11 protein-coding genes are annotated in these 15,200 nt (G+C 62.7%); 3 read left to right on the top strand and 8 right to left on the bottom strand.

The window, feature by feature from the left end:
* Positions 1-98 precede the first annotated feature (98 nt).
* Both HND55_08130 and HND55_08135 read right to left on the bottom strand, forming a co-directional pair.
* Positions 99-2,096, bottom strand: coding sequence for a S9 family peptidase (locus HND55_08130; GenBank protein ID QKK02612.1), 1,998 nt, complete (start codon positions 2,094-2,096; stop codon positions 99-101).
* Positions 2,097-2,170: 74 nt separating this feature from the next.
* Positions 2,171-3,961, bottom strand: coding sequence for an acyl-CoA dehydrogenase (locus tag HND55_08135; GenBank protein ID QKK02613.1), 1,791 nt, complete (start codon positions 3,959-3,961; stop codon positions 2,171-2,173).
* A 143-nt stretch (positions 3,962-4,104) separates the two neighbouring features.
* On the opposite strand from HND55_08135, the gene HND55_08140 reads away from it, so the two are divergent.
* Entirely contained in the window at positions 4,105-4,578 is a 474-nt protein-coding gene (locus HND55_08140) for a Crp/Fnr family transcriptional regulator (protein QKK02614.1), read from the top strand.
* Here HND55_08140 and HND55_08145 read toward each other — a convergent pair.
* The gene (locus HND55_08145) at positions 4,490-5,734 is read right to left on the bottom strand and encodes an aminotransferase class I/II-fold pyridoxal phosphate-dependent enzyme (GenBank protein QKK02615.1); all 1,245 of its coding nucleotides are present in this window, start codon (positions 5,732-5,734) and stop codon (positions 4,490-4,492) included. The genes HND55_08140 and HND55_08145 overlap by 89 nt on opposite strands.
* A gap of 93 nt (positions 5,735-5,827) precedes the next feature.
* Here HND55_08145 and HND55_08150 point away from each other — a divergent pair, with 93 nt between their 5' ends.
* On the top strand, positions 5,828-6,304 hold the full coding sequence (locus tag HND55_08150) for an Lrp/AsnC family transcriptional regulator (protein ID QKK02616.1): 477 nt from the start codon (positions 5,828-5,830) through the stop codon (positions 6,302-6,304).
* 284 nt (positions 6,305-6,588) lie between these two features.
* On the opposite strand, the gene acnA is transcribed toward HND55_08150, so the two are convergent.
* From acnA to HND55_08175, 5 genes are all read right to left on the bottom strand, one after another.
* Positions 6,589-9,333, bottom strand: a complete 2,745-nt coding sequence (acnA, locus tag HND55_08155; protein QKK02617.1) for an aconitate hydratase AcnA — start codon at positions 9,331-9,333, stop codon at positions 6,589-6,591.
* Positions 9,334-9,437: 104 nt separating this feature from the next.
* Positions 9,438-10,049: a high frequency lysogenization protein HflD gene (gene hflD, locus HND55_08160; protein QKK02618.1), complete on the bottom strand. Its 612-nt coding sequence runs from the start codon at positions 10,047-10,049 to the stop codon at positions 9,438-9,440.
* The gene (gene mnmA / locus HND55_08165; GenBank protein QKK02619.1) at positions 10,046-11,182 is read right to left on the bottom strand and encodes a tRNA 2-thiouridine(34) synthase MnmA; all 1,137 of its coding nucleotides are present in this window, start codon (positions 11,180-11,182) and stop codon (positions 10,046-10,048) included. Before mnmA ends, hflD begins: the two co-directional genes overlap by 4 nt.
* A gap of 395 nt (positions 11,183-11,577) precedes the next feature.
* Positions 11,578-12,321, bottom strand: coding sequence for a class I SAM-dependent methyltransferase (locus HND55_08170; GenBank protein ID QKK02620.1), 744 nt, complete (start codon positions 12,319-12,321; stop codon positions 11,578-11,580).
* A gap of 224 nt (positions 12,322-12,545) precedes the next feature.
* Positions 12,546-13,454, bottom strand: coding sequence for a LysR family transcriptional regulator (locus HND55_08175; protein ID QKK02621.1), 909 nt, complete (start codon positions 13,452-13,454; stop codon positions 12,546-12,548).
* Positions 13,455-13,560: 106 nt separating this feature from the next.
* Between HND55_08175 and aceB the strand changes: the two genes are divergently transcribed.
* Positions 13,561-15,189: a malate synthase A gene (gene aceB, locus HND55_08180; protein QKK02622.1), complete on the top strand. Its 1,629-nt coding sequence runs from the start codon at positions 13,561-13,563 to the stop codon at positions 15,187-15,189.
* The last annotated feature ends 11 nt before the right edge of the window (positions 15,190-15,200 follow it).

Raw genomic sequence — 15,200 nt, forward strand, 5'->3', positions numbered from 1 at the left:
TGTGCGGGACCCGCAAGGACGATTTCTCGGGCAAGGTCAGGCTCCCTCAGATTAGCCGCCGCGACCGATGCCGGTCGCGCTCGGAAGTCAGTATAGCCTCATTCCGTACCGGTCTGGACGGCGCGCGGATCGATGTGTCGTTTGAAAAAGGCAAGCATACGATCGTAGAAATCGACCCGATTGCCGACATCGTAGAATCCGTGTCCTTCCTCTTCCTTGACCATCCACTCGTAGTCCTTGCCGATTTCGTCAAGTGCCTGGCGAAGTCGCTCGAAATGGCCAATCACGACACGCACATCGCTGCCGCCGTGGACCAGCAACAGGTCGGCCTGGATTTGGTCGACGTTGTGCACCGGGGAATTCCGGCGCAGCCGCTCCATGTCGTCGCCAACTGCGGTCGACATAAAGCGTTCGAAACTGGCGCGTGATTCGCGGTCTCGATGGCGTGACGCGTCATTGCCGTCACCACTTCGGAACCAGGGCAGGTCGTAGACGCCGACATACCCCACAGCACACTGATACAGATCGGGCTCTCGAATCACGCCCATCAGTGCGGCATAACCACCGTAGCTGCCGCCGTAGATACAGATTCGGTCGGGGTCGGCAATGCCTTGCTCGATTGCCCAGCGGGTGGCGTCGGTTACGTCATCCTGCATCTTGCCGCCCCATTCGCGCCAGCCGGCGCGAACGAAATCCTCGCCTCGGCCGCCGGAGCCGCGGAAATTGACCTGGAGCGTCGCAAAGCCGTGGTGCGCGAACAGCTGGGCTTCGGCATTGAAGCCCCACTGGTCGGCCACGCCGAACGGCCCGCCATGCACGTTGACGATCAGCGGCAGGTCTTTGTCGACGTTGTTCGGCGTCGTCAGGTAGCCGTGCAGCTCCATGCCGTCGCGGGCATTGATGCGGACCGGCTTCATCGGCGCCAGGATTTCGGTCGGGAGGTCGGGCAGCGCCGCGGCCAAAAGGCCCAGCTGCATGGCTTCAACCTCGAGGACATAGAATTCGCCGGGATTGCGGTCGCCGCGCACGTAAACGATCGCCTTGCTGCCGTCGCTCGAGGTTGAAGGGATCGTGACGTCCGCGTCGGGGAACGAGGCGATCAGGCTTCGCAGGACGGAAATGTCGGTCGGCGCCTGCTCGAGCTTGTCCTCGAAGAACGTATAGGTCATCGGCCCGAACCGCGCTGTGGCGCCGACGACCGCTCCGCTTGGGCCGCGCAGCAGTCCGGCTACATCGACATCGGGATGGCGGTAGAGGAGTTCGACCTGTTTAGTGTCGAGGTCGTAACGGAACACGCCTTGTCGGTCGCCGCTGGGCATGTCGTGGTTCGACCGGAAAAATACCTGGCGGTTGTCTGCCGAAAAGCCGAGAAAGCTGACCGCTGGCGACGGCCGCGATGCGTCGATATCGAGCGTTTGCCATTCCTGGTCATGCTTGACATACAGTCTGAGCTCCCGTTCGTCGAGTGTATCGCCCATCTTGAGTGCGGCCGCACCGCGCAGCTGACCGTCATTGTCGGCGATCAGTGCCACCATGTCGTCGTCGACGGGCTGATCGCCGACAAAGCGCAGCTCGCCGCTGAACAGGTCGAGCAGGTTGCCCTTGGGTACGCCCTGGTCGGCCCAGTGATAGCGGGCGATCAGGATATGCCGGTCGTCTTCGGGCAGCGGATGCAGAACTTGATAGGCCGAGTTCTGTGCGTCAAAAATCTGGTAGCGGCGGCTGCCGTCGGCATTGGCGGCATAATACTCAGTGGCGCGGCCGTAGTTATCGAGGTTGCCGGTCACCTCGCCAACCGCCATGACCACGCGTGCATTGCTGCCCCACCAGAAGTTCAGTACATGCATGTTCTCGCCGAAGGCGAACTGGCTGGTCGGTTTGCGCGAATCCAGATGGATCACCGCCAACTTGACCTGACTGCCATCCTCGTAGGTCAGCGCCACGTGTTCGCCGTCCGGGGCGATCTTGACGTTCTTGACCTGGCTGCTTGCAACGAAGGCGCGTGTATCGATGCGTTCCGGTTCGGATGCGGTGGCCCCGGACCAAGGATCCAAAAGGCACAGCAGACCCGATAGCAGTGTGATCAGTTTTGGCATGACACTCCTGTTTCCTAGAGCGTGGCAGTGGGCAACGGCCGGGTATTGTTGCAGAGTTGATCAGTTTTTTCAGCTCAGAACGCATCCTCGTGCGGGGCCATCAAAGTGGCGGCGCCGGCGCGTACCCTTGCATCCAGGCCCAGCGTGTCGGGCAGCAGTCGCGCCATGAAAAAGCGGGCGCAGTCGAGCTTGCTGCGGTAGAAGGCGGGCTGGCCGCGCCCGTCTGCCAGCGCGTCGAGCGCAGCCTGGGCCTGGCGGGCCCAGGACCAGGCCATTGCAGTCAGCGCAAACTGGTGCAGGTAGTCGACCGAGGCGGCCCCTGCTTCGAGCGGATCAGCGGCCATCTGCCGATAAACCCAGGCCGTCGTTTCCTGGAGTCTTGCAGCAGCCGCACTGACCGGGTCGACGAATTCGGCCATGTCGCCGCGCCCCTGCGCCGAGGCTTTCAGCTCGTCAATGGCCAGGAAGAACGAGTGGATCACCTCACCCTGTTCGGCCACCAGCTTGCGGCCAACGAGGTCGAGCGCCTGGACGCCGTTGGTGCCTTCATAGATCTTGCCGATGCGGGCGTCGCGCAGAAACTGCTCGACCCCGGTGTCCACAATGTAGCCGGCACCGCCGTGGACCTGCAGGCACTGGCTGGCCGATTCGAAGCCCATGTCGGTGAAGTACGCCTTGATGACCGGAGTCATCAGGGCGACCCAGTGACCGGCGCGTCGGCGGCGGTCGGGATCGGGATGATGGCGTTCCATTTCGAGCTCGAACGCCGTGTACAGGCCCAGTCCGCGCGCCCCCTCGACGAAGGCGCGCATGGTCAGCAGCATGCGTCGCACATCGGGATGAACGATGATGGGATCGGCGGGCCGATCCGGGTATCGCGCGCCGTCCAGACTGCGGCCCTGGAGCCGCTCACGGGCGAAATGCACGGCGTTCTGGTAGCTGACCGATCCCAGCCCGAGCCCCTGGATGCCGGTTTCCAGCCGGGCCGCGTTCATCATGGTGAACATGCACTTCAGTCCCCGGTTGGGCTTGCCGAGCAGGTAGCCCACCGCCCGGTCGTAGACCATTTCACAGGTTGCCGAGCCGCGGATGCCAAGCTTGTGATCGATGCTCTCGCAGCGCAGGCGATTATGCTCACCGAGGCTGCCGTCGGCGTTGATCAGGTATTTGGGCACGATGAACAGGCTGATGCCGTTTGTGCCCTCGGGTGCGTCCGGGAGTCGGGCCAGCACCAGGTGAATGATGTTCTCGGCCAGGTCGTGCTCGCCGGCCGAAATCCAGATCTTGGTGCCTGATATCCGGTAGCTGCCGTCATCGGCAGGTTCGGCGCGGCTGCGAAGCAGTCCCAGGTCCGTGCCGCAGTGGGATTCGGTGAGGTTCATCGTGCCGGTCCATTGGCCGGCAATCATCTGCGGCAGGTAGGTCTCTTTCTGCGTTTCGGTGCCATGGGCTGCGATGGTTTCCCAGGCGCCGTGAGCCAGCGCCGGATACATACCCCATGAGGTGTTGGCTGCTGCCACCATTTCCGCCAGCGCCAGACCCAGCACGTAGGGCAGCCCCTGGCCGCCGTAGGCGGGGTCGGAGGTCAGGCCCGGCCAGCCGGCCTCGGTGAACTGGCGGTAGGCGTCTCTGAACCCCGGGGGTGTGGCGACCTGGCCGTCATTCCATTGGCAGCCGGCCTGATCGCCGGGGGCGTTGATTGGCTGCAGGACTGATTCGCAGAAGCGGCCGCATTCGTTCAGCACGGCATCGATGATATCGGTATCTGCCTGCTGAATCGAAGGCAGCGCCTGAATACTGGAAACCTGCAAGACTTCGTGAATGTGAAAGCGAAAGTCGTCGATGGGTGCGGTATACGTCGGCATGGCGGTGTCCTGGCTGTGAGTGCGTGACCATACGGTATCGTATGGTGAGCGTATCACGAATTGGACGGCCGCGGGGTTGACCGCTGTCAAGGTTGTGCGGAGACTGTCCGGACACAATGAAAAACCCGCCATTGGAGATCGACATGGAATCGGCACAGATACGACAATTACTCGAGAAACAGTCTTTCTTTCAGGGGCTTGCAGACAATGATCTCGAATGGATCGCGTGTAGTGCGGTGGAGCAGCGGTTTGAGCCGGGTGTCCTGGTTGCGCGCCACGGGACGCAGGCTGAGTGTTTCTTCCTGGTACTGGAAGGCGCACTGATGGTCGAGATCCCGGCGCTGGCCGGCCCCTCACTGGAGGTGACCCGGCTTGGTCCGGGTCAGATTTTCGGCTGGTCCTGGCTGATCGAGCCGTTTCGCTGGCACTTCAACGCGCGCGCGGCAATCGAGACCCGGGTGCTGGAGTTCGACGGCCGCGCCATCCTGGAGCGCTGCGAGCGCGACAGCGCCTTTGGCTATCTGCTGCTCAAGCGCTTTTCCGCGTTGATGGGCGCTCGTCTCGAGGCGGCGCAGCGCAAGATGATGGATCAATGGGCACCGGCCGGCTTGCCGTAAGGGCCTGATCAAGATCGCGCCACAAGTCCTCGACGGCTTCCAGCCCGACCGATACACGCAGCAGGTTGTCCTGGATGCCGCCGGCATCGCGGTCGCTGGGAGCCACTACTCGATGCGTCAACCCGGCCGGGTGCTGAATCAGGGTGTCGACTGATCCCAGGCTGACCGCCGGCGTGATCAGGCGAACGCGCTCCAGGATCTGCGCGGCGGCGGCGCGACCGCCGATCACACCAAAGCCCAGTACGCAGCCCGGTCCGTTCATCTGACGTTCCAGCAGCGAACGACCGGCTTCATCAAGTCCGGGATAAAAGACCCGGTCAACGGCAGGATGGGCCTGAAGTCGTTGCACCAGTTCCCGTGCGCTGGCCTGAGCCTGCTCGACGCGCAGCCGCAGGGTTGGCAGCGAACGGTGCAACAGATAGGCAGCCCAGGGATGGAGCAGGGCGCCGGTCGCCACACGCACCTGCCGCAACCGCTCGGCGTAATGTTCCCGACAGGCGATAATGCCGGCAATGACGTCGCCATGTCCGCCGATGAACTTGGTGGCGCTGTGCAGGACGGCGCTGGCGCCGAGCGCCAACGGGCGCTGCAGTACCGGTGTGGCGAAGGTCGAGTCGACCACCACCGGTACTGTACCCGCCTGCTCGACGACGGCCGGGATGTCGACCAGTTCCAGCGTGGGGTTTGCCGGCGTCTCGATCAGCACGAAGGCGGTATCGGGGCGAAGGGCTTCAGCCACCTGGTCGGCCTCTACCCAGCTCACGGAGTTGCCCAGCAGTCCGCTGCCCAGCAGGTGGTCTGTGGTGCCGTATAGGGGTCGGACAGCGATGATGTGCGAGCCTCGCTCACGCATTGCCAGAACAAGAGCAGTCAGGGCGGCCATGCCCGAGGAGAACGCGACCCCGGAAGGTGCGCACTCCAGCGTTGCCAGGGCGCGCTCGAAACGATCGACGGTGGGATTGAACAAGCGCGCATAGATTGGGTTGTCGGCGCTGGCCTGGCCGGCGACCAGGGCATCCAGGCTGGCGCTGGCGTCATCGAGCGATCCAAGCGGATAGGTCGTCGACAGATCAACAGGCAGGGCATGTATGCCGAGCTGGCGCAGGTCTTCTCGACCGGCATGCACAGCGGCAGTCGGGTCAAACGGGTGGCGCATCACGGCTCTCAAGCGGTTGGATTCGGCACCAGTCTAGAATATTATTGGTAATTATTGTTTAGTAACGCATTTAATTCGATAAATAGAATATATATGCAATTAGATTCGATTGATGTGCGTATTATTCGGCTTCTGCGGAAGAATGCGCGGATTTCGAACAAGGAGCTGGCAGCCAGCATCGGCCTGGCGCCATCAACCTGTCTGGAGCGGGTACGTCGCCTGCGAATCAAGCGCGTGTTGACCGGATACCATGCCGACGTCGATCCGGATGCGCTGGGCATTGGTTTGCAGGCAATGGTTGCGGTGCGGCTGGCGCGCCATGCGCGCACCGAGGTCGAGGCGTTCGAGCGCCATCTCGAGCGCCTGGTCGAGGTGGTCACGATTTTCCATGTCGCCGGCTCGAATGATTATCTGGTCCACGTTGCGGTGTGCGATCCGACGCACCTGCGCGAGCTGGCCCTTTCGGCGTTCACCGAGCGCCCGGAAGTCGACCATATCGAAACCCAGCTCATCTTCGCCCACCGTCGCAATCACGAACTGCCGGTTTACCTGGATTTCGACGAAGCCTGAGTGGGCGGCTGCCGGGGACCATGCCGGGCTCATACGAAATCGGGGATTTCCAAATCTCCCGGCATGGCCCCCGGCAGCCGCCTCGGTAGAAAGTGGCTGAGACACCAGAGCGGAGGGCAGGTGGAGGGGATCTCGATTGCGTGATTTGGAAATCTCCGATTTCGTATGAACGCGACCGAGATCCCCTCCGCCTGCCCGCAGCGCCTATGGAAATGCGCGCCACAACGGAAAAGGCCCGCCAGTGGCGGGCCTTCCTGAAAGCGGAATCCTGGATCCTTAAACCGTCACGCCGCTTTCGCCATCTCCCGCAGCACGTAATGCAGGATCCCGCCGTTCCTGTAGTAGTCGATTTCCTTCGGCGTATCCAGGCGCACCTTGGCCTTGAACGTGGTTTCCTTGCCGTCGGGATGGCTTGCCTTGACCTCGACTTCCTTCTCGGTGCCGTCTTCGAGGCCCGTGATGGCGAAGGTCTCGGTACCGTCCAGGCCGAGGCTGTCGGCATTTTCGCCTTGTGCGAAAACCAGCGGCAGCACGCCCATGCCGATCAGGTTGGAGCGGTGGATGCGCTCGAAGCTTTCGGCGATCACCGCCTTGACGCCGAGCAGGCGAGTGCCCTTGGCCGCCCAGTCGCGCGAGGAGCCCGAGCCGTATTCCTTGCCGGCAATGACCACCAGCGGCGTGCCGTCTTCCTGGTACTTCATGGCCGCGTCATAGATCGACATGACCTCGCGGTCGGGGAAGTAGGTGGTGAAGCCGCCCTCCGTGCCTTCGGCGATCTGGTTCTTGATGCGCACGTTGGCGAAGGTGCCGCGCATCATCACTTCGTGGTTGCCGCGGCGCGAGCCGTAGGAGTTGAAGTCGGCCGGTTTGATGCCCTTCTCCTGCAGGTAGCGGCCGGCCGGTGAATCCGGTTTGATGGCGCCAGCCGGCGAGATGTGGTCGGTGGTAACCGAGTCGCCCAGCTTGGCCAGCACGCGCGCGCCGCTGATGTCGGCGATGGGCTCCGGCTCCATGCCCATGCCTTCGAAGAACGGTGGATTGCGCACGTAGGTCGAGTCCTCGTCCCACTCGAACATTTCGCCGGTGGGCGTATCCATGCTGTTCCAGCGCTCATCGCCTTCGAACACGCTCTTGTAGTTGCTGGAGAACATTTCCGAGCTGACATTCCCGCGGATGAAATCCTGGATCTCGTGGGCGTCGGGCCAGACGTCCTTCAGGTAGACCGCGTTGCCGTCCGGGTCTTCGCCGAGCGGTTCGTTGAACAGGTCGATGTCCATGCGGCCGGCAATGGCATAGGCCACGACCAGCGGCGGCGAGGCCAGGAAGTTCATCTTGACCTCGGGATGGATGCGCCCCTCGAAGTTGCGGTTGCCCGACAGCACCGAGCAGGCCACCATTTCGTGCTCGACGATCGCCTCGGCGATCGGTTCTGGCAGCGGGCCGGAGTTGCCGATGCAGGTGGTGCAGCCGTAGCCGACGGTGTAGAAGCCCAGCGCCTCGAGATCGTCGTCCAGGCCGGACTTCTCGAGGTAGTCGGTGACCACCTTCGAGCCAGGCGCGAGCGAGGTCTTCACCCAGGGCTTGACGCCCAGTCCCTTCTTGCGGGCATTGCGCGCCAGCAGGCCGGCGCCGAGCATCACCGCCGGGTTGGACGTGTTGGTGCATGAGGTGATCGCCGCGATGACGACCGCGCCGTCCTTGAGCAGGAAGGTCTGGTCCTTGTAGGTGACTTCGGCCGCCCCGGGCACGCCCTTGGCGCCGACTGCGGTGCCGCCGCCCTCGGAGGCGAAGCGTTCCAGGTCGCCGTTGTGGGCTTCGTCGCGGTTGGCTGTCATCTCCCCGAGCAGTCTCTCGAAAGTGCCCTTGGCCTTGCTCAGCAGGATGCGGTCCTGAGGGCGCTTGGGGCCGGCAATGCTCGGCTCGACGTCACCCAGATCGAGTTCAAGCACGTCGGAATAGCTCGGATCGGGATCGCCGTCGGCGCGCCACAGGCCCTGGGCCTCGGCGTAGGCCTGGACCAGTTCAATGCGTTCGGCACTGCGGCCGGACAGCTCCAGGTAGCGGATGGTTTCGGCGTCGATCGGGAAGATCGCGCAGGTCGAGCCGAATTCCGGCGACATGTTGCCGATGGTGGCCCGGTCGGCCAGCGGCAGGTGGGACAGGCCATCGCCGAAGAACTCGACGAATTTCCCGACCACGCCTTTCTGGCGCAGCATGTCGGTGATGGTCAGCACCAGGTCGGTCGCGGTTGTGCCTTCAGGCAGCTTACCGGTCAGCTTGAAGCCGATGACCTGTGGAATCAGCATCGAAATGGGCTGGCCCAGCATGGCCGCCTCGGCTTCGATGCCGCCCACGCCCCAGCCGAGTATGCCTAAGCCGTTGATCATGGTGGTGTGCGAATCGGTGCCGACCAGGGTGTCGGGCCAGGCCATCAACTCACCGTCGACCGCCTCGCCGAAGACCACGCGCGAGAGATGTTCGAGGTTGACCTGGTGAACGATGCCGGTATTCGGCGGCACGACCTTGAAGTTGTCGAACGCGCCCTGTCCCCAGCGCAGGAAGGCGTAGCGCTCCTTGTTGCGCTGGAACTCGATCTTGTTGTTGAGATCCAGCGAGTCGGCCTGGCCATAGCTGTCAACCTGAATGGAGTGATCGATGACCAGTTCGGCCGGAGAGAGCGGGTTGATCCGGTCTGGCTGGCCGCCCAGCGCTTTCATGGCCTCGCGCATCGCGGCCAGATCGACGATGGCCGGCACGCCGGTAAAGTCCTGCAGCACCACGCGGGCAGGCGTGAATGCGATTTCCCGGCTCGGATCAGCGGCGGGGTCCCACTGGGCCAGCGCGGCAATGTCGTCGGCGGTGATGTTGCTGCCGTCTTCGAAGCGCAGCAGATTCTCGAGCAGAATCTTCAGTGAATACGGCAAGCGCTCGATTTCACTGTGTTTTTCGGCGAGTTTCCTGAGGCTGTAGTAGCGGTATTTCTTGTTGTTGGCTTCGAGACGATCGAGACAGCCGAGCTCGTCACGCATGAGACTCTCCTCCAGTCAGTGTGCGATTTCAGTCCACCAGGTCGGGCGGCCGGTAAACTTTGATTTTAGCATGCTGTACATGGCCACCCTTCGGCTGCGGCGGCTCATGCCGTCAGCAGGGCCTGGGCCTGCTCGAGCATTTTTCGGCGCTGGAAGATCAGTCGCCACTGGCGCCCGCCGACCTGGCGCCACAGAATGGCCGAGCGCAGCCCGGCGAGCAGTAGCGAGCGCACGAACGCGACTTTCTCGGGTTGCTTGAGGTACTCGGGCTTGCCGTTGATCGACAGCCGGAAATCGAGTGTCGAGACATGGCGCTGATAGACGTCGGCGAGCTGGCTGGTCACGCTGTCGTCAACGGTTTGGCCGGCATCACGCCAGGTGTCGGCAATCAGGTCGAGTTCCTCTCCAATCGCCTGTTGACGCCGCCTGTCGCGCTCGATGTGCTTACCCAGCTTGGCCAGTCCCAGCGCATAGTTGAGCGACTGCAGATTATCCTCGGCGCTGCGTGCGCTGAACAGCTCGGTGAGTACGCGCAGCCCTAGGCGTACGCCACCGGTGCCGCCGTAAACCGCCTCGGTCGAATCGGGACTGCGGCTGAAAACACTGGCGATGCTGGCCTGGGTGGCCTGACCCGAGCAATGTCCGGATGTGGCAATCTGGCGAACCAGCTCGCTGGCCTGGAGCATGCCGGCAAACGCGATGGTGGCATCTTTCATTCGCACAGGGACTCCGGTCTGGGCAGGTTCATCAGTTCTTCCGGCAGGGGGGCGTCACTGGCCACAATGGTACCGCCACCGAGGCATTCCTCTCCATCGTAAAGCACCACAGCCTGGCCGGGTGTCACGGCGCGCTGCGGTCTTTCGAAGGTCAGCGCCAGGTGATTGTCGTCGGTCGCCTGCACCCGACAGGCCTGGTCGGGCTGACGATACCGCACCTTTGCGTGCAGCTTCTCGCCGACTCCGGGGCGGCGGCGAATCCAGTTGAGTTCGGCGGCCTCGAGCTCGGTTGACATCAGGGTGGGATGGTCGGTCTGCTGCTCGGCGTAGAGCACGTTGTTCTCGAGGTCCTTGTAAGTCACGTACCAGGGGGCTTCGGGAAAGTCTTTCAACCCGCCGACGTTGAGCCCCTTGCGCTGGCCCAGCGTGTAGTGGATCAGGCCCCGGTGGGTGCCGATCACCGCGCCGTCCGAGGTGCGGATTTCGCCCGGCTCGGCGTCGAGGTAGCTGGCGATGAAGGTATCGAAGTTGCGCTCGCCGATAAAGCAGATGCCGGTCGAATCCTTCTTGGCGGCCACCGGCAGGTCGGCGCGCGCGGCCAGCTCGCGCACTTCGGGCTTGGTCAGCTCGCCGAGCGGGAACAGGGCGTGCGAGAGCTGTTCCTGGTCGAGCGCGTAGAGAAAATAGCTCTGGTCCTTGTTGTGGTCGACGCCCTTGAGCAGGGATACGGTACCGTCGGCGTTGTCGCGCCGGCGCGCGTAGTGGCCGGTGGCGATCGCTTTCGCGCCCAGGTCGCGAGCGTGTTCCACGAAGGTCCGGAACTTGATCTCGCGGTTGCACAGGATGTCTGGATTGGGCGTGCGCCCGGCCTTGAGTTCGGCCAGGAAGTGTTCGAACACGTCGTCCCAGTACTCGGCGGCGAAGTTGCGGCCGTGGAAATCGATACCCAGGATCTCGGCCACGCGCCGGGCGTCGGCAGCGTCGTCTTCAGCCGAACAACGCGACTCCGGATCGTCCTCTTCCCAATTCTTCATGAACATGCCGGCGATGTTCCGGCCCTGCTGCTTGAGCAGCCACGCCACGGTGGACGAATCTACCCCGCCGGACATGGCCACCATGATCAGATCACTCATGCTTTTCCATATGGGGTTGGGGTCGGTTTTTTGCGAGTGCGGTTTCGTGTGCTTGGAGTTTAAGGGGGCAGGGGCGGGAAGCGGTGGCTGCGATTCGAAAATGCGAGGCGAACGGCGTGGTTGCTTCTCTACGCGACGACGTCGTTCTAGTGCCGCCGAGGCTGTCGTTGAGCTTCAGCGCGGTCGAGTCGCCTTTGACAAGCGCCCTTCAACCTTATGGACGGCGATTCACATGGCACTTCCGCGCCCCGATTTTTCGAATCGCAGCCACTACTCCCCGCCCCGACAGGTTGGGAGGAAGCTGAATCTCTTCGGTTCGGCCGCGAATTTTGCCTGAGCTAATGGGTTTCCCCTATCGGCCAGAGCCGATCGTTCTGGCTGCCAGTAATCGCCGGCTAGCTGGCCAGGATGGCGGTTATGTACCCCGCCTTCCGATACGGCATGTTCACCAGTCGTATCACCAGGCGATCCAGTGGTGATGGGGGCATGTTGCGTGGGAGTACCTCAATGCCGCAGTGCTTTACTCTGATCGTGAACCCCCCCCCATCCAGTGTTTCCTCGAGAAAGTGTTCGGGGAGCGGAGCTTCGTCCGGCTCTGATGCATGCACGGAATACGTGGAACGGGTTGCCACGGATCGCCGGTTCCACTGGTGAATCCAGTTCGGGATGCCATGAAAGCTCGCATTGTCCACCGGTTCTGCCACCACGAGCCAACCGCCCGGTTCGAGAAGGCGGCGGCATTCATGGATGACGCTGCGGGCATTCTGGTGCTTCAGATGGTGCAGTGCCCCGACGCAGCTGATGACGGAAAAGGTCTCCGATGTACGCTCCAGGTAGTCAAGGATGTGGCCTCGATGAAGTTCGGTCTGGCTCAAGCCAAGGCGCCTCGCTCGATCGGCTGCAACTCCTAGCATCCCTTCGCTGTGATCGACGCCGACGATCCTGTCGGGCTTGAAGCGTGTCCCCAGCCTTTCGATCATCTGCCCTGTGCCGCAGCCCAGGTCCAATAGGCCGCTAACCGCGGAATCTATTCCATCCAGGACGGGCGCGAAAAGAAGGTCATTTGCATAGCGTCTCGGGTCATTGACCACGGTGTCGTACTCAGCCGCGATCGTGTCGTGATAGCGCTCATCGAGCATGGAGTGCGGATCAGCGTGTGACATGTGAGTCGACTCAGTTTTTGCCAATGGGCCCAAGACAGCAGACGGTCGCCGGTTCCCCCGCTCGTCCTGCATGGTTGCGCGTGCATACTGCCACATTATTGGGGTGTATCGGCAGGCGTACGCGACGGTTCAAGGTCCTGTGCTGCGAACGGTGCTGAGCGCGGCGAACATCCATGCGCCGCCCGTCATACCTACGGTCGCTATTCCCCGAAAAGATCGGGGCTCATCAAATCAATAAATCGCTCGGCCTGGGGTGAGAGGTAGGCGCCGCGGCGCAGGACAGCGCCGTAGCTGCGGCGGGGGAAATAGCGACTCATGTCGCGCACGGCCAGTTGCTTGCGGTCGGTTTCGGTCAGGCAGATGCTGGTCACGATCGAGATGCCCATGCCCATCGCAACGTAGCGTTTGATGACCTCCCAGCCGCCGACCTCCAGATTGACCCGAAAGGGCAGGCCGTGCTTCTGGAAAACCAGATCAACCACCTGGTAGGTGCTCAGGCGCCGCGGCGGCAGAATGAGTCCGTGCGGGCTGATATCGGCCAGCTCGATTTCCCGGCGACGCGCCAGCGGGTGGTCGCGGCTCATGATCAGAGCCGGGTTGAAGTGCCAGATCGGCCGATAGTCGATGTCCTCGGGCACTTCGAGCATCGACCCGACGGCAAAATCGACTTCGTCGCCGCGGATCATGCCCAGACCGTCCGCGCCGGTGACGTTGTGCAGGTGCACGAAGATGCCGGGATGCTGGCGTCGAAAGCGCATCATCAGCGAGGGCAGCAGATGAAGAATGGTGGACTCGCCGGCGGCGATGCGGATCTCCCCGGTGTCGAGCGAGCCGTAGCGGCGCTGGAAATCATCCGGCAGTGCGTCGATGCGATCGACCAGCGGACGCGCCATTTCAAGCAGGGCCTTGCCGGCCGGCGTCAGCTGCAATCGCGGTCCGTGGCGCTCGAACAGCTGCCGCTCGAGCTCGTCTTCCAGGGCGCGAATCTGCTGGCTGACCGAGGGCTGACTGAGGTAGAGATTGTTCGCGGCCGCCGAGACGCTGCCGGTACGGGCCGTCTGAATGAACGCCCGCAGGTGCTTGAGGAGATTGCCTTTATATTGAGCCATGGAGCAACTATTGTAATATTCAATCTTTAAAATAAAAACATTTAATTTGATAAATAGTTCGACTCCCTCTAGTCTGGCCAACAACCTCAGGGTGGTCCAGACCAAGATGAATCACGCATCACAGCATCACTCGACCAGCAGTCTGGAAGCAGATCCGGGACTCGAACTCGGCGCGCCCCTGCCCGATGCGGCGCGCCCACTGCTGCCGACTGGTCTGCGCAACCTGCTGGGGGCTTTGTCGCGGCGCTACCGGGATGAGGTTGACGCCCTGCTCGCGGCCCGGCAGGAGCGCCAGCGACGATTCGACGCCGGTGAACTGCCGGATTTCCCGGAGGAGACGCGCGATATTCGCGAAGGCGACTGGAAGGTCGCGCGCATTCCCGAGGACTTGCGGAACCGACGGGTCGAGATCACCGGTCCGGTGGATCGCAAGATGATCATCAATGCGCTCAATTCCGGCGCGATGGTGTTCATGGCTGATTTCGAGGATTCCTCGACCCCGAGCTGGGACAACATGATCTCGGGCCAGGTCAATCTCCAAGATGCCGTACGCGGGACCATCGAATTCACGGCCGACAGCGGCAAGCAGTATCGCCTGGAACCGGATCCGGCGGTGCTGATCGTGCGACCGCGCGGCTGGCATCTCGACGAAAAGCATGTGCGCGTCGACGGACGCGCTGTCCCCGGCGGGATGTTTGACGCGGCGGTTTTTCTCTACAACAACGCCGCCACGCTGATCAATCGCGGTAGCGGGCCGTATCTCTACCTGCCGAAACTGGAGAGCCGGCATGAGGCCGAACTGTGGGAGCGCGTGCTGACCGATATCGAGCGCCGGCTTGACCTCAATCCAGGCACGGTCAAGGTCACGGTGCTGATCGAGACCATCACGGCGGTGTTCGAGATGGACGAGATCCTTTACGCGCTGCGCAGCCGCATCGTCGGGCTCAACTGCGGCCGCTGGGACTATATTTTCAGCTATATCAAACGCTTCAGAACACATCCTGATAAAGTGCTGCCGGATCGTGCGCAGGTCACCATGACCGTTCCGTTCCTGCGCGCTTATTCACAGCTGCTGATCAAGACTTGCCATCGACGCGGTGCCTTCGCGATGGGCGGCATGGCGGCGCAAATCCCGATCAAGGGGGACGAGGAGGCCAACGAGCGGGCCCTGACCAAGGTCCGTGAAGACAAGGAGCGTGAGGCCGGCGACGGTCATGACGGCACCTGGGTGGCTCATCCCGGGCTGATTCCGGTGGCCATGGACATCTTCAACCGCCACCTCGGCGATCGCCCCAACCAGCTCCACCGGCTCGGCGAGGATGTTCGGGTCAGCGCGGCTGACCTGGTTGCGCCCTGCAAGGGCACGATTACCGAGGCCGGGCTGCGCGGCAATATCAGCGTGGCGATTCGCTACCTGGGCGCCTGGCTGGGCGGGCAGGGCTGTGTGCCGATCAATCACCTGATGGAAGACGCCGCCACGGCAGAGATCGCCCGGGCCCAGCTGTGGCAGTGGATCCGGCACGATCGCGGGGTTCTCGAAGACGGCCGCAACATCGACCACGCACTGGTCAATCGCTTTCAGGCCGAAGCGCTCGATCAGCTACGCGCCGAGATTGGTGAGTCCGGATTCAGCCGGGGACACTATGCCGATGCCGCCGCGCTGCTGCACGAGGCAACCGCCAGTGATGACTTCATCGAATTTCTCACCCTGCCGGGCTACGACCGGCTTGACTGACTCAGAACCGG

The organism is Pseudomonadota bacterium (genome assembly GCA_013285445.1).
Classification (GTDB): Bacteria; Pseudomonadota; Gammaproteobacteria; order Xanthomonadales; family Wenzhouxiangellaceae; genus Wenzhouxiangella.

Excerpts from the sequence above, each read along its gene's own strand:
- HND55_08140 (QKK02614.1), top strand. The coding sequence starts at position 4,105 with ATGGAATCGGCACAGATACGACAATTACTCGAGAAACAGTCTTTCTTT.
- hflD (QKK02618.1), bottom strand. The coding sequence starts at position 10,049 with ATGAAAGATGCCACCATCGCGTTTGCCGGCATGCTCCAGGCCAGCGAG.
- acnA (QKK02617.1), bottom strand. The coding sequence starts at position 9,333 with ATGCGTGACGAGCTCGGCTGTCTCGATCGTCTCGAAGCCAACAACAAG.
- HND55_08130 (QKK02612.1), bottom strand. The coding sequence starts at position 2,096 with ATGCCAAAACTGATCACACTGCTATCGGGTCTGCTGTGCCTTTTGGAT.
- HND55_08150 (QKK02616.1), top strand. The coding sequence starts at position 5,828 with ATGCAATTAGATTCGATTGATGTGCGTATTATTCGGCTTCTGCGGAAG.
- HND55_08145 (QKK02615.1), bottom strand. The coding sequence starts at position 5,734 with ATGCGCCACCCGTTTGACCCGACTGCCGCTGTGCATGCCGGTCGAGAA.
- mnmA (QKK02619.1), bottom strand. The coding sequence starts at position 11,182 with ATGAGTGATCTGATCATGGTGGCCATGTCCGGCGGGGTAGATTCGTCC.
- aceB (QKK02622.1), top strand. The coding sequence starts at position 13,561 with ATGAATCACGCATCACAGCATCACTCGACCAGCAGTCTGGAAGCAGAT.
- HND55_08175 (QKK02621.1), bottom strand. The coding sequence starts at position 13,454 with ATGGCTCAATATAAAGGCAATCTCCTCAAGCACCTGCGGGCGTTCATT.
- HND55_08170 (QKK02620.1), bottom strand. The coding sequence starts at position 12,321 with ATGCTCGATGAGCGCTATCACGACACGATCGCGGCTGAGTACGACACC.
- HND55_08135 (QKK02613.1), bottom strand. The coding sequence starts at position 3,961 with ATGCCGACGTATACCGCACCCATCGACGACTTTCGCTTTCACATTCAC.